The 13,948-nt window shown below is 61.1% G+C and carries 13 protein-coding genes; 6 read left to right on the forward strand and 7 right to left on the reverse strand.

Annotation, left to right across the window (positions count from 1 at the left end; all coding sequences use genetic code 11):
• Positions 1-149: 149 nt before the first annotated feature.
• Positions 150-1,493, forward strand: coding sequence for an ATP-binding protein (locus ABTV29_RS23295; protein WP_433766991.1), 1,344 nt, complete (start codon positions 150-152; stop codon positions 1,491-1,493).
• A 105-nt stretch (positions 1,494-1,598) separates the two neighbouring features.
• On the opposite strand, the gene ABTV29_RS23300 is transcribed toward ABTV29_RS23295, so the two are convergent.
• Entirely contained in the window at positions 1,599-2,165 is a 567-nt protein-coding gene (locus tag ABTV29_RS23300; protein WP_433766992.1) for an NAD(P)H nitroreductase, read from the reverse strand.
• A gap of 121 nt (positions 2,166-2,286) precedes the next feature.
• Between ABTV29_RS23300 and ABTV29_RS23305 the strand changes: the two genes are divergently transcribed.
• A complete protein-coding gene (locus tag ABTV29_RS23305; protein WP_433766993.1) occupies positions 2,287-3,741 on the forward strand; it encodes a TrkH family potassium uptake protein in 1,455 nt (484 codons plus the stop codon).
• On the opposite strand, the gene ABTV29_RS23310 is transcribed toward ABTV29_RS23305, so the two are convergent.
• Complete coding sequence (locus ABTV29_RS23310) at positions 3,698-4,759, reverse strand: AraC family transcriptional regulator (protein WP_433766994.1); 1,062 nt, start codon at positions 4,757-4,759, stop codon at positions 3,698-3,700. The two genes, ABTV29_RS23305 and ABTV29_RS23310, sit on opposite strands and share 44 nt — an antisense overlap.
• A gap of 159 nt (positions 4,760-4,918) precedes the next feature.
• Here ABTV29_RS23310 and ABTV29_RS23315 point away from each other — a divergent pair, with 159 nt between their 5' ends.
• Positions 4,919-5,230: an Mpo1-like protein gene (locus ABTV29_RS23315; RefSeq protein ID WP_433766995.1), complete on the forward strand. Its 312-nt coding sequence runs from the start codon at positions 4,919-4,921 to the stop codon at positions 5,228-5,230.
• A gap of 17 nt (positions 5,231-5,247) precedes the next feature.
• On the forward strand, positions 5,248-5,838 hold the full coding sequence (locus tag ABTV29_RS23320; RefSeq protein WP_433766996.1) for an HD domain-containing protein: 591 nt from the start codon (positions 5,248-5,250) through the stop codon (positions 5,836-5,838).
• A 138-nt stretch (positions 5,839-5,976) separates the two neighbouring features.
• Here ABTV29_RS23320 and ABTV29_RS23325 read toward each other — a convergent pair whose 3' ends face one another.
• A complete protein-coding gene (locus tag ABTV29_RS23325) occupies positions 5,977-6,792 on the reverse strand; it encodes a UDP-2,3-diacylglucosamine diphosphatase (RefSeq protein ID WP_433766997.1) in 816 nt (271 codons plus the stop codon).
• Between the two features lie 146 nt (positions 6,793-6,938).
• Here ABTV29_RS23325 and ABTV29_RS23330 point away from each other — a divergent pair, with 146 nt between their 5' ends.
• Positions 6,939-7,703 carry an AraC family transcriptional regulator gene (locus ABTV29_RS23330; RefSeq protein WP_433766998.1) on the forward strand — a complete coding sequence of 255 codons (765 nt, stop codon included), beginning with the start codon at positions 6,939-6,941 and terminating at the stop codon, positions 7,701-7,703.
• Positions 7,704-7,854: 151 nt separating this feature from the next.
• Complete coding sequence (locus ABTV29_RS23335) at positions 7,855-8,748, forward strand: DMT family transporter (protein ID WP_433766999.1); 894 nt, start codon at positions 7,855-7,857, stop codon at positions 8,746-8,748.
• Here ABTV29_RS23335 and ABTV29_RS23340 read toward each other — a convergent pair.
• The 4 genes from ABTV29_RS23340 to recQ form a co-directional block, all read right to left on the reverse strand.
• Positions 8,742-9,029 (reverse strand): SelT/SelW/SelH family protein, encoded by a 288-nt coding sequence (locus ABTV29_RS23340; RefSeq protein ID WP_433767000.1) that lies wholly within the window; start codon positions 9,027-9,029, stop codon positions 8,742-8,744. The two genes, ABTV29_RS23335 and ABTV29_RS23340, sit on opposite strands and share 7 nt — an antisense overlap.
• Before the next feature lie 48 nt (positions 9,030-9,077).
• Positions 9,078-10,772: a FimV/HubP family polar landmark protein gene (locus tag ABTV29_RS23345; RefSeq protein WP_433767001.1), complete on the reverse strand. Its 1,695-nt coding sequence runs from the start codon at positions 10,770-10,772 to the stop codon at positions 9,078-9,080.
• Positions 10,773-10,899: 127 nt separating this feature from the next.
• A complete protein-coding gene (locus tag ABTV29_RS23350; protein WP_433767002.1) occupies positions 10,900-11,334 on the reverse strand; it encodes a MarR family transcriptional regulator in 435 nt (144 codons plus the stop codon).
• Between the two features lie 130 nt (positions 11,335-11,464).
• Positions 11,465-13,591 (reverse strand): DNA helicase RecQ, encoded by a 2,127-nt coding sequence (gene recQ / locus ABTV29_RS23355; protein ID WP_433767003.1) that lies wholly within the window; start codon positions 13,589-13,591, stop codon positions 11,465-11,467.
• Positions 13,592-13,948 lie beyond the last annotated feature (357 nt).

Raw genomic sequence — 13,948 nt, forward strand, 5'->3', positions numbered from 1 at the left:
AACACCGTTGGGTCTGATTCCACCCGAATAAATGTGGGAGCGAGCCTGCTCGCGATGGCGGCCTTTCAGACACGTTGATGTTGAATGTGCCGACGCTATCGCGAGCAGGCTCGCTCCCACAAAGGTTTGTGATTGCCTGAGGATTTTCTGTGCGCTCATTGTTCTGGCGTATCCTGGCCAGCTTCTGGCTGGCTATCGCTCTGGTTGCAGGGCTGTCCATTCTGCTTGGGCACATGCTCAATCAGGACGCCTGGATTCTCAGTCGCCACCCGGGCCTCAACACCCTGGCCGAACAATGGACGCAAACCTACGAATCCCAGGGTGAAGAAGCCGCCCAGGACATTCTGGAACAGCGCAAACGCCAGTATCACATCGATGTGCAGGTGCTGAACGAGAGCGGTGACCCGGTCGTGCGTGGCACTTTCCCGCGACGCGCGGCGGCTTTCGAAGCGCGGCAGAACAACGATGACCGGCGCCTGCCCTGGCGTCGCCTGACCGATGAATACACCAGCGAAAAAACCGGCGACACCTATCTGCTGATCTACCGCATTCCCCATCCGGAACTGGACGCCTGGCACCGTGAAAGCCTGCTCTGGCCGTTGAGTGCCCTGGGCATCGCCCTGGTGGTGCTGACGCTCTTCAGTCTGTTGGTGACCCTATCCATCACCCGCCCCCTCAGCCGCTTGCGCGGTGCCGTGCATGACCTGGGACAAACCGCCTACCAACAGAACAGCCTGGTCAAACTGGCCAATCGCCGGGATGAATTCGGGGTGCTGGCCAACGACTTCAATCGCATGGGTGCGCGTCTGCAAAGCCTGATCGGCAGCCAGCGACAATTGCTGCGGGACGTCTCCCATGAGCTGCGCTCGCCCCTTGCCCGCCTGCGTATTGCCCTGGCCCTGGCCGAACGGGCTTCCCCCGAGGAAAGGGAAAGACTCTGGCCGCGCCTCACCCGCGAGTGCGACCGGCTCGAAGCGTTGATCAGTGAAATCCTGGTGTTGGCACGGGTCGATGCCGACAACGCCAGCGCCGAAGACGTGGACCTCAACGCTTTACTCAATACGCTGCAAAAGGATGCGCAACTGGGCTCGCCGGAGCAAAGCGTGCGACTGGAGGCAGAACCGCAACTGAACCTGCGTGGCTGGCCGACCATGATCGAGCGCGCCGTGGACAATCTGTTGCGCAACGCCCAGCGCTTCAATCCGGCAGGCGGGCAACCGATTGAGATGCTGGCATTGCGCAATGGCGAACGGATTGTGGTGACCGTGCGCGACCATGGTCCGGGGGTCGACGCCGAGCATTTGAATCAGTTGGGAGAACCCTTCTACCGGGCACCGGGGCAGACCGCCGCCGGGCATGGCCTGGGATTGGCCATTGCCCGGCGCGCAGCGGAACGGCATGGCGGGAGCCTGGTGCTGGCAAATCACCCGGAGGGCGGGTTTGTGGCCAGCCTGGAATTGCCACTGGAGCCGGGGGCAGTCATTCAACCATGACCCCTGTGGGAGTGGGCTTGCCCGCGAAAGCGTTGTATCAGACACTTCGAGGCTGAATGTGCTGACGCCTTCGCGGGCAAGCCCGCTCCCACAGGGATTGGGGACTCAGTTGCTACCGGTCCAGGCGCTGACAAACTCAGCCAGATCCACCTTCTCTGCCACACGCGGTTCCTTCTGCGGTGTGCCCAAGTAAAGGAAAGCAATCACCTCCTCCCCTTCCGCCAGCCCCAACCCCTTGGCCACATGCGGCGAATAGGCCAGTTCACCGGTACGCCATACCGCGCCAATACCTTGCGCGTAGGCCGCCAGCAGAATCCCATGGGCTGCACAACCCGCCGCCAGCAACTGTTCTGACTTCGGATACTTGACGTGATCCTGAATTTTCGCGATCACGACCACCACCAAGGGCGCACGCAACGGGCCGTTTCGCGCCTTGTCGATGGCCGCCTCGGTGACTTCGCTGTCCTGCAGCTTCGCCGCCTCGGCCAGCAACTCACCCATTTGCTCGCGCGCTTCGCCTTCGACTGTGAGGAAACGCCAGGGCTGCAAATGACCGTGATCCGGCGCGCGCATGGCCGCGCCGAACAGCACTTCGCGCTGTGCCTGGGTCGGTGCCGGTTCGATCAGTCGCGGGACGGAAACACGGTTGAGCAAAACGTCGAGAGCCTGCATCGGCCACCTCCTGAAAAAAATGTGCGGCTATTCTAGCTGTAAGTCCTGCTGGAGTGCCGGTTTACATGCCCTGCCCCGCAGGTAGAATGGCGCCCTTACCTTTCACAGCCGAGCGGATTTCATGGCGTTGCCGACCTTACGTCTCATTGGTTTCATCATCGGCATCTTCCTGATAACCCTGGCCATCGCCATGGTCGTACCCATGGCCACGCTGGTGATCTTCGATCGTACGGGCGACCTGCCGTCGTTCCTCTGGGCCAGCATGATCACTTTTGTCGGTGGCCTGGCCCTGGTCATTCCGGGCCGTCCCGAGCATGTACACCTGCGGCCGCGGGACATGTACCTGCTGACGGTCAGCAGTTGGCTGGTGGTGTGTATCTTCGCCGCGCTGCCGTTTCTGTTGACCCAGCACATCAGCTACACCGACTCCTTCTTCGAAAGCATGTCCGGCATCACCGCCACGGGATCGACGGTGCTCAATCACCTCGACGACATGTCCCCCGGCATCCTGATGTGGCGCTCGTTGCTGCACTGGATCGGCGGCATCGGGTTCATCGGCATGGCGGTCGCGATCCTGCCGCTGCTGCGTATCGGTGGCATGCGGCTGTTCCAGACCGAATCGTCGGACCGTTCCGAAAAAGTCATGCCCCGCTCCCACATGGTGGCGCGCCTGATCGTCGCGGCCTACGTCGGCATCACCATTCTCGGCAGCCTGGCCTTCTGGCTGGCCGGGATGAGTCCGTTCGATGCGATCAACCATGCGATGTCGGCGATTTCCACCGGCGGTTTTTCCACCTCGGACCAGTCCCTGGCCAAGTGGACACAACCGGCGGTGCACTGGGTAGCGATCGTCATCATGATTCTCGGCAGCCTGCCGTTCACCCTCTACGTGACCACGTTGCGCGGCAATCGCAAGGCGCTGATCAAGGATGAGCAGGTTCAAGGCCTGCTCGGCATGTTGCTGGTGACCTGGCTGGTGCTCGGCACTTGGTACTGGTGGACCACCCAGCTGCATTGGCTGGATGCGCTGCGGCATGTGGCGCTGAACGTGACCTCGGTGGTGACGACCACCGGTTTCGCGCTGGGGGACTACAGCCTGTGGGGTAACTTCTCGCTGATGCTGTTCTTCTATCTGGGCTTCGTGGGTGGCTGTTCCGGTTCGACCGCCGGCGGGATCAAGATTTTCCGCTTTCAGGTGGCCTACATCCTGCTTAAGGCCAACCTTAATCAACTGATCCACCCGCGCGCGGTGATCAAGCAGAAATACAACGGTCACCGTCTCGATGAAGAGATCGTGCGCTCGATTCTGACTTTTTCCTTCTTCTTCGCGATCACCATCTGCGTGATCGCGCTGCTGTTGTCGCTACTGGGTGTGGACTGGATGACTGCCCTCACCGGCGCGGCCAGCACCGTGTCCGGTGTCGGCCCGGGCCTGGGAGAAACCATTGGCCCGGCGGGCAATTTCGCCTCGCTGCCGGATGCGGCGAAGTGGATTCTCTCGTTCGGCATGCTGTTGGGCCGACTGGAGATCATTACGGTGTTTGTGCTGTGTATTCCGGCGTTCTGGCGTCATTAGCCGATTCAGGTACCTGCATCAGCCGCGCCCGGTACTCGCCGGGCGTGGTGTCGAACCAGCGGCGGAAAGCGCGGAAGAAGTTGCTCGGATCGGCAAAACCCAGCAGGTATGCAATTTCCAGCAAGGTCATGGTCGGTTGCGCCAGATATTGCTCGGCCAGTTCGCGGCGGGTGTCGTCGAGCAGTGTCTGGAAGCTCGTACCCTCTTCCTGCAGGCGTCGCTGCAAGGTGCGTTGCGACAGGTGCAGCGTCTGCGCCACGGCATCGCGCTTGGGTTCGCCCTGGGGCAACAAACGGCATAGCACCTGTCGAGCCTTGTGGGTGACCCGGCTCTCGGAAAAACGCGCCAGGTATTCACCGGCAAAACGGTCATGCAACAGCGCCATGGCCTCGTTGGCCGTGGGCAGCGGTGCCTCCATGTCCGCGCGTTCGAAGATCAGCGCATCGTAAGGCGCGTTGAACACCAGTGGCGCATGGAAGGCCTGTTTGTAGGGTTCAAGATCGGCTGGTTGGTCGCCCTGCACCAGCACCTTGCGGGGGTGCAGCGTGCGTCCGGTCAGCCAGCCGCACAGCGCCAGGGCACAGGCCAGCGAGGCCTCGGCGCTTTGGCGGGTCGGTGGCAAGTGATCGCCGTGCACCGTGAGAATCAGTGCGTAGCCCTCGTCCAGCAGGCGAAAGCTCAGGTCGGCACTTTCGGCAATGATGCGCTGGTATCGCACCAGTCTCCGGAAGCCTTCGGCCAGGGTCTGGCTGGACATCAGGGCGTAGCCGGTTACGTGAAACTGCGCCGGTCGCACCACCTTGCCCATGTTCAGGCCGATCGCCGGGTTGCCGGACAGCTCGACCGCGCGCTGCCACAGTCGTGTCATGGAATCTTGCGGGAAGCGGGCATCCGGATCGTCCAGTGCCGCGTAGTCGAGCCCCAGCTGTTTGAACAGAACCCGGCAATCCAGGCCGTCCATTTCCAGTGCTTTGACAATCCCCATCGCCCAGCTTGCAGATGTCGTTCGTTCGCTCATGTCGGGTTCTTGCATGATGAGCCGCAAGCGCGGCCAATTTCCGAAGGATACTAAAGTGGCGCCGATTGTCACTGGCTCGCACCACTGTTCACTCTAGACTTAAATAAGCTACCCGCAGAACAACTTGCAGTCAGAACAATAACCACAGAGATCGCAGTCGTGGAAAACATCAGACGATTCAACAGCTTCGCTGAGTTTTACCCGTATTACCTCAGCGAACATGCCAACAGTAACTGCCGCAGGTTGCACTTCATCGGCACCACGCTGGTGATTTTCATCCTGGCCCTGACCATCGGCCGAGGCGCCTGGATGCTGTTGTGGCTGCTGCCGGTGGCCGGCTACAGCTTTGCATGGGTCGGGCACTTCTTCTTCGAAAAGAATCGTCCCGCGACATTCCAGCACCCCTTCTACAGCCTGCTCGGTGACTTCGTCATGTATCGGGACATGGTCCTGGGACGCGTGCCGTTCTAGATCACAGAGGATTGCCGATGAATGCCAATGCTCGTTTTACCCATATGAAAGACGGCACTCAGGAAGACTGGGCGATCATCGCCGCGGACTTCAGTGCCTACGCCCGACAATTGCCGTCCCGGATCGCGGCACACCTGAAGCTGCTGGAAGGTGATTTTGGCGGTTTTCCGGTGGATCGCCTGACCCACTCACTGCAAACCGCGACCCGTGCCTGGCGCGACGGCCGCGATGAAGAATATGTGATCTGCGCCCTGCTCCATGACATCGGCGACACCCTGGGTTCCTACAACCACCCGGACATCGCCGCCGCGATCCTCAAGCCGTTCGTCAGCGCCGAGAATCTGTGGATGGTGGAGAAGCACGGGATTTTCCAGGGCTATTACTTCTTCCATCACCTGGGGATGGACCGGCACCTGCGCGAGCAATTCAAGGACCATCCGCAGTATCAGGCGACCATCGAGTTCTGTGCCAAATACGATGCGGCGGCATTTGATCCTGCGTATGACACGCTGCCCTTGAGCTTCTTTGAGCCGATGATGGAACGGCTGTTTGCGCAGCCGAAGAACTCGATCTATAAGGCGGCGATGGAAGAGCATTCGCCCGCCTGACGGATCCAGCGGGACCGCTTCGCGGTCCATCGCGAGCAGGCTCGCTCCCACAGGGGTTTTGCGGTGAACTTTAGACCGCCGCGAAACATTGTGGGAGCGTGCCTGCTCGCGAAGCGGCCCGCGCAAACACCGTGATTTCTAAGCCAGCTCCGCCACCTTGGCCGCCTTCAACTCCGCCTCCCGCGCCTGAGCATCCGCCAACCGATACAACTCGATCGTGCCATCCCAATGCTCGATCAGCGCCGTGCACGACTCCACCCAATCACCACAATTGAGGTAGTCCACCCCGCCGACCTTGCGAATCTCGGCATGGTGGATGTGCCCGCACACTACGCCATGCAGCTCGCGCTTGACGCACTCATGGGCGATGGCTTCTTCAAAGTCGCTGATGAAGCTGACTGCGGTTTTCACCTTGTGCTTGAGGTAGGCCGACAGCGACCAGTAGCCGTAGCCATAACGGGCACGCCAATGGTTGAGCCAGCGGTTGAGGGTCAGGGTGAATTCGTAGGCCGAGTCGCCGAGAAACGCCAGCCAGCGGTGATAACGGGTAATCACGTCGAACTGGTCGCCGTGGATCACCAGCAGGTGCCGGCCATCGGCGGTCACGTGCACCGCTTCGTCCACCAACTGGATGTTGCCCAGAATCAGTTTGGAATAGCGGCGCAGGAACTCGTCGTGGTTGCCGGTGACGTAGATCACCTCGGTGCCGCGCTTGCTCATGGTCAACAGACGCCGAATCACGTTGGTGTGCGCCTGCGGCCAGTACATGCCACCACGCATTTTCCAGCCGTCGATGATGTCGCCGACCAGGTAGATTTTGTCCGCGTGATAAGCCTTGAGAAACTGCGACAAGTGCTCGGCCTGGCAATCGCGCGTGCCCAGGTGCACGTCGGAAATCCACAGGGTCCGTACACGTTGCTTACGGGTGGGTTTGGCGAGCTCGGCGCTGGTCATGGGCAGCCCTCAGGACAGGTTTTGGCAAGCTTGCGCCCATCGGATTAATCGCCCATGACAAGCGCAAGTCAGTCCTGTGACAGCGCACGCCGGCCCTGCCGGTGTAGACTGCGAGCTCACTCATCAAACCTGCCATGAGATCCGTGATGAGACCGATCCTCACGCTGCGCCAGTACAACCACGACCTGATCGTTCACAGCCACGAACACGCGCAATTGGTGTTCGGCCTGTCGGGTGCACTGGATTTCGAGGTCGACGGGCGTGGCAGCCAGGTGGTTCAGCAGAGTTTCGTGGTGATCCCTTCGGGTTTTCACCATGCCTGCGGCAGTGCCAATGGCAGCCGTTGCCTGGTGCTGGATGTGCCCGACGACCAATGGCTTGGCCAGTCCATGGGCGATCACGCCGAAGCCAGTCGTCGCTTGCTCGATAGCGCCGGTCGTTTGTCGCTGGATGCCGGGCAGAGCCAATTGGTCAACTGGTTGGCCAACAGCGAGGTCGCCGACCCGCTCATTGCACAGCAAGGCGCGGTGCTGTTGCTGGCCAGCCTCAACAACGCCAGGCCCGATAGCGTTGCCGGCCGGCGCCTGCCCTATGCCGCGCTGAATGCGCACATCGACCAATACGCCGCCTACCCGCTGCAAGTCGCCGACCTGGCCCGTGTGGCAGGCCTTTCCAACGCTCGCCTGCATGCGCGATTTGTCGCCGAATGCGGCCAGACACCGATGGATTACATCCGCAGCCGGCGCCTGCACAAGGCCGTGGGCATGCTGCGCGATACTGCGCTGCCCATTGGTGAAATCGCCGTCCGGGTCGGTTACAGCTCCCAGAGTGCCTTTTGCGCTGCCGTGCTGCGCGAGTTCGGCGCCTCACCCGGCGCGTTGCGGCGCGAGGCTGGCGACAAAAGACAATAGCCTGACGACAGACACGATTGGCTGAAATGCGCTCCAATGTGTAGGAGCTGCCGAAGGCTGCGATCTTTTGACTTTGCTTTTTCCAAAATCAAAAGATCGCAGCCTTCAGCAGCTCCTACCTTTTCGTTTGCTTGTTGAGTTAAGGATTGCCATGACTCCCCGTACCGCCCTGGGCGCGCTGCATATCGGCGCATTGATGTTCGGCCTGACTGGCGTATTCGGCAAACTCGCGGCCGCGTCACCGGCCATCATCGTCTTTGGCCGGGCGGCATTCGCGGTGCTGGCCTTGGCCGTCTTTGCCCGGTTTGCCAGCAATACCCGCTGGCAAAAACTCGAAGCGGTGGACTGGCGCCGACTACTGCTCAGCGGCTTGCTGCTGGCCGGCCACTGGGTGAGCTTCTTCATTGCGGTGAAGGTCGCAGGCGTCGCCATCGCCACCCTGGGCTTTGCCAGTTTCCCGGCCTTTACCGTGATTCTCGAAGGCCTGATTTTCCGCGAGCGAATCCGCGCCAATGAAATCCTCCTGGTGACTTTGGTGAGCATCGGATTGGTGCTGGTGACACCGGATTTCGATCTGGCCAGCGGCGCCACGACCGGCCTGCTCTGGGCGGTGGCATCCGGTTTGCTGTTTTCCCTGTTGTCGCTGGCCAACCGCGCCAGCTCCGCTCGCATTGCGCCGGTGCAGGCTGCGCTGTGTCAGAACGTGGTGGTCGCCTTGTGCCTGCTGCCGGTGGCAGCACCGCAATTGAGCGAAGTACGCGCCATGGACTGGTTGTGGATCGCCCTGCTCGGGGTTTTCTGCACCGGCGTCGCCCACAGCCTGTTCGTCGCCAGCCTGGCGGTGATCAAGGCGCGGACCGCCGCCGTGGTTTTCGCCCTGGAGCCGGTGTATGGCATCACCGTGGCCTGGCTGCTGTTCGATGAAAACCCGACCCCGCGCATGCTGCTCGGCGGAGCGTTGATCATCGTTGCGATTGTGGTGTCCAGTCGGCTTTCCGGGAGTTCAAGCAAGAAAGCCGTCGCCGCCGAAGCCGCCTCTCACTGAGTCCGGTCGTTATGACCCAGGTCGCGGTCCGGGTCGATCCGGTCGCGCACCCGCTGCTTGAGCACCTTGGCCTCGGGGAAACCACCGTCGGCCTTGCGCTCCCAGATCTGCACGTCGTCGCAGAAAATGTGGAAGACGCCGCCAGTACCCGGCACCAGCGACACTTTGCCAAGGTCGTCGCCAAAGGTACTGAGCAGCTCCTGGGCCAGCCAGGCCGCACGCAGCAGCCACTGGCACTGCGTGCAATAGGTAATGACGATTTCCGGTTTTTGAACGGTCATGAGTTGTGGGCCTTCCTGAGGCAGAGAGATCATTCTCAATACCAAAGGTTACCGTATTCCGGCCAGCAAGCTCCGGGCGGTCTGTTTCATCGGCTCATCGGCTTCCTTGAGCAACTCGTTGAGCAGTTTGATGGCGCTATCCAGATCGCCGTCATCGATGCAGGTCTGAGCCTGTTCCAGTTTGCCCGCACTGCTGGGTTCGGTCGGCTCCAGGCTCAACGGCTCAAGCGCCAGCGATGGACCTTCGCTGAACTCGTCGAGAAAGCTGTCATCCAGGGATCGCGAGGCGGGTTCGACTTCCCATTCGATCTCCGGCTCGGGCAGCACAGGCTCGCTCGAACGCAGACCAGTCACTGGTGACTCGTCCATCGGCCCCAAATCCCACTGGGTATCCATCGACAAATCATCCAGATTCAACTGGTACTCATCCACGGGTGCAGGTTCCGGAGGCGTAGTGATGGGCGCAACCACGGGCATCGCAACAGCAGCCGGGGCAACAGACTCGACTTTCGGATGGCGGGAGCGGATCTCCTGAAGCGCTTGCCCATCAAACCCCGCATTGCGCAGGCTGGCTTCCTGAGTGTCATAAGCCGCCCGGTCGCCCTGTTTGCCGAGAACTTCCAGCAATTGCACGGCAAGGTCAGTGCGTTGCGGGTCCTTGTCGATAGCCTCTCGCAACAGGCTGATGGCTTCGGCAAAGCGACCGTATGTCAGGTAGACCGCAACCGCTTCCAGCACATCGCTGGCAGGTGTCTCTTCCGGGTGCGCGTGTGTCGACTGCAGCACAGGCGCCTGCCCCAGGGGTTCTGCGGCGGGACTGAGCAGCGGTTCAGGGCGCGGTGGCTGACTTGCTGCCGCCCCGAACGCCGCTTGGGCCTGGCTGCGTCGACGAACCCACACGGCCAGCAACCCCAGCGCTACCAGAAGCAACAAGCCGCCGATCAACAGCCAATCCGTGCCGGACTCTTCGACCACCACCGGCGCCGGCGCTACGGCAACAGGCGCAGCGGGCTCCGTCGGTGCTTGCTTGATTTCCAACTCTGCCAGCCGGGCTTGCAGTTCGGCCGCCTGTTTCCTTTCAACGGCGATCTGTTCGTCCTGCGCCTGAACCTTCAGGTTGAGTTGATCGATGGTCGCCTGCAATTGCTGGTTCTGCAGGACGCTTGCAGCCAGTTGCTCGGCAAGCGGATCCGGCGCAGGGGCAGCGGCAGGTTTTGGCAGCGACTGCTTGGGCGCAGGCGTCGTCGCGACAGTGGGCTGGACCTTGGGAAAGGCGGAATCGGAATGACTGGGCACCGGCTCATCAGTGGCCGGCACAATGCCCGGAGTACCCGGCGGGTCGATAAGCACCGTGTATTCGCGCAGCAATCGGCCGTTGGGCTGATTGAGCTGCACCAGGAAATTCAAGAACGGTTCATTGACCGGTTTACTGGACGTGACCTGAATCCAGTTGCGGTTGCCCCGCAGCACAGGTGTGAACTTCAGGTCGTTGAGGAAGAACACCCGCTCCACGCCCGCACGATTGAATTCGTCCGCCGTGGCCAGGCTGACCGACAGCTCGCCTTCCTCAAGGCCACCGACATCCACCAGGGCAATGTCGGCACGCAATGGCTGATTCAGCGCCGAATGCAGGGTGATTTCACCCAGGCCCAGCGCTGGCGCCAATGCCGACCAACAGACAGCGATACCGGCCAGCATCCACCTGACACAGCACCGTACAACGACCCGCCGACTTTCGAGCATGAGCATCCCTTAGATAACAAGAACCAGCTTCCGCGTGTTCGCATATCCAGTACGAACACGATATTGCCTAGTAGTTCTTATAGTCTGCTCAATGCGCTAACTCAAAAAACTGACGACGGGTACTGCCTCAGGATTTTTCCAGGTTGGCCAGAATGTGCGCGTGGACCCGCATGCAGGTTTTCAGGTCTGCCTCATCGACGCCGTCGAACAGTTCGTGACGTAATTGATTGGCAATGGTTTCGATTTGATCGATCAGCGGACGGGCCGGGGTGCACAGGACGATCTTCTTCGCGCGACGGTCCTCAACAACCGATTGCCGTTGCACCAGGCCCTGGCCTTCCAGGCTGTCGAGCAGCCGGGCCAGAGTCGGGCCTTCGACGCCGACACTTTGCGCCAGTTCACGTTGGGTGGGGGCTTCATCGAATCGCGCCAGATGCAGCAGTACCAGCCAGCGAGCCTGGGACAAACCAAGGCCCGCCAGGCGACGGTCCAGCTCGGCACGCCAGCCGCGGGACATCTGGGCCAATTGCATGCCAAATCGGTGTTGATCGGTTAACGGCATAAAACACTCATGGTTAGCTGAAATAAAGAATTACTAATTATTAGTCAGCTAAGCATGAGCCTGAAGCAGTGGCAAGGCCTGTTCTGTACTGAATCGTTACATCAGCGATTCGGCGTTAAAAAACAGCAGGTTAAATCTCAAATTCAGACTGAAGGGCGGCTCGGACGCAGTACAACACCCCTTCCGGCACTCGACCGGCAAAGAGTTCGGAAATCTCCGACACCGAGGGTAACTCGCCCTCACCGTCCAGGAACGCATCCTGAACTTCACCCATCAAGTCTTCCGGCAGATCCAGCGCCTGCTCCAGCGACAATTGCTGCTTGCCAATGGCCTCGGCCAACATCGTGTAGACGTTCTTTTCCGAGCATTGCAACTGACCAGCGATCTGCAGCGGTGTCATGCCGGCCCGTGCCAGGGTGATCAGTTCGTGGCGCAAGTCGGCCACGGGTTTCGGCGCTTCAGCCTGGCCACCGAGGACTTCGAGGAAGGCCTCGCCATAGCGTTCCAGTTTGCGTGCGCCGACACCGCTGACCCGGGCCATTTCCGCCAGCGAGGTCGGCTGGCTGCGCAGCATTTCCAGCAAGGTCGAATCCGGGAAGATGACGTACGGTGGCACGCCATGCTCTTCGGCAAGCTTGCGACGCAAGGCACGCAGGGCTTCCCACTGTTCGCGCTCTTCGCCCCGCACCAGCTGGCTTGCCTGGCTCTTGCTGGTTTTTGTGGTGGTTTGTGCCTTGAGATCGCGGCGCAGCTCCAGGGTGACTTCGCCCTTGAGCAGCGGCCGGCAACTGTCGCTCAGACGCAATCCGCCGTAGCCTTCGTGATCAACGTCCGCCAGGCCGCGCGCCACCAACTGGCGGAACAGCGAGCGCCATTCGCTCTCGCCCAGAGCCTTGCCGACGCCATATACCGACAGGTGCTGATGACCGAAACTGCGCACCTTCTCGTTATCCTTGCCCAGCAATACATCCACCAGATGACCGACGCCGTAGCGCTGGCCGGTACGGAAAATTGCCGACAAGGCCTGACGCGCAGGTTCTGTGGCATCCCAGGTCTGGACACCATCGGTGCAATTGTCGCAGTGGCCACAGGGCTCGGGCATCTCCTCATCGAAATAGGCCAGCAGCGCCTGACGACGACAGCGAGTCTCTTCGCACAGCGAGAGCATGGCGTCGAGCTTGTGCTGCTCCAGACGCTTGTGGCGCTCATCGCCTTCGGAGTTCTGCAGCATCTGCTTGAGCATCACCAGGTCTTGCAGGCCGTAGGCCATCCAGGCATCCGCCGGCAGTCCGTCACGCCCGCCGCGCCCGGTTTCCTGGTAATAGGCTTCAAGGGATTTGGGCAGGTCCAGGTGCGCGACGAAGCGCACGTTGGGCTTGTCGATGCCCATGCCGAACGCCACGGTAGCCACCATGATCAGGCCTTCCTCATTAAGGAAGCGCTTCTGGTGGTAGGCGCGCAGATCGTTAGGCAGGCCGGCGTGGTATGGCAGCGCCGGGAAACCCTGCTCGGTGAGAAATGCCGCGACTTCCTCGACTTTCTTACGCGACAGGCAATAGACGATGCCGGCGTCGCCGCGCCGCTCGGCAAGAAACGCCAGCAACTGCTTGCGTGGCTGCTCCTTGGGAACGATGCGGTAAAAAATGTTCGGCCGGTCGAAGCTCGACAGGAAGCGCTCGGCGTTCTGCAGGTGCAGGCGGGTGACGATTTCTTCCCGGGTACGCTTGTCGGCGGTGGCGGTCAGGGCAATGCGCGGCACATCCGGGAACATTTCCGCCAGCTGGCCCAGTTGCAGGTACTCCGGGCGGAAATCGTGGCCCCACTGCGATACGCAATGCGCTTCATCAATGGCGAACAGGGCAATGTCCAGGCCTTGGAGGAAAGCCATCATCCGTGGCTGGACCAGGCGTTCCGGGGCGAGGTAGAGCATTTTCACTTCGCCGCGGCGGATGCGGGCCGCCAGATCGCGTTGCTGCTCGGCACTGAGAGTGGAGTTCAACGCGGCAGCGGCCACGCCCAGCTCTTCGAGGGTGGCGACCTGATCGTCCATCAAGGCGATCAGCGGCGAAACCACCACCGCCAAGCCCTCGCGCAACAGCGCCGGCACCTGGAAGCAAAGGGACTTGCCGCCACCGGTAGGCATCAGAACCAGGGCATCGCCGCCACTGGCCACGCGCTCAATGATTGCACCCTGGCGGCCACGGAAACTGTCGTAGCCGAAGATGTCCTTGAGGACGCGTTGAGCCTGTTCGAGCATAGAAACTCCAAAAATCACCGAAACATCCCTGCAAGGCTGGTTCAGGACCCGCAATGCTGCACCGTCAAATCGTAAGTGCGCATTGCATGACGCTTCACATTCCAGCCGTGACGCCAGCAGGGCATCACAAAACGCGCGAGTATACCCGAGCCCTCCCCTGCAAAGGGTGCCGCTGAGAAGACACTCGAAGACCAACGGGGGTGAAAACCTGTGGGAGCGAGCCTGCTCGCGATGGCGGCGCCACATTCAACGTCAATGTTTACTGAACCGCCGCTTTCGCGAGCAGGCTCGCTCCCACAGACAATAAGGCGCAAATATGCCGCGCGGCTGGCCCCGGCGCTCAAGAAGGCCTAGAAT

It is taken from the genome of Pseudomonas putida (genome assembly GCF_050989985.1).
In the GTDB taxonomy this organism is placed as follows: Bacteria; Pseudomonadota; Gammaproteobacteria; order Pseudomonadales; family Pseudomonadaceae; genus Aquipseudomonas; species Aquipseudomonas putida_AI.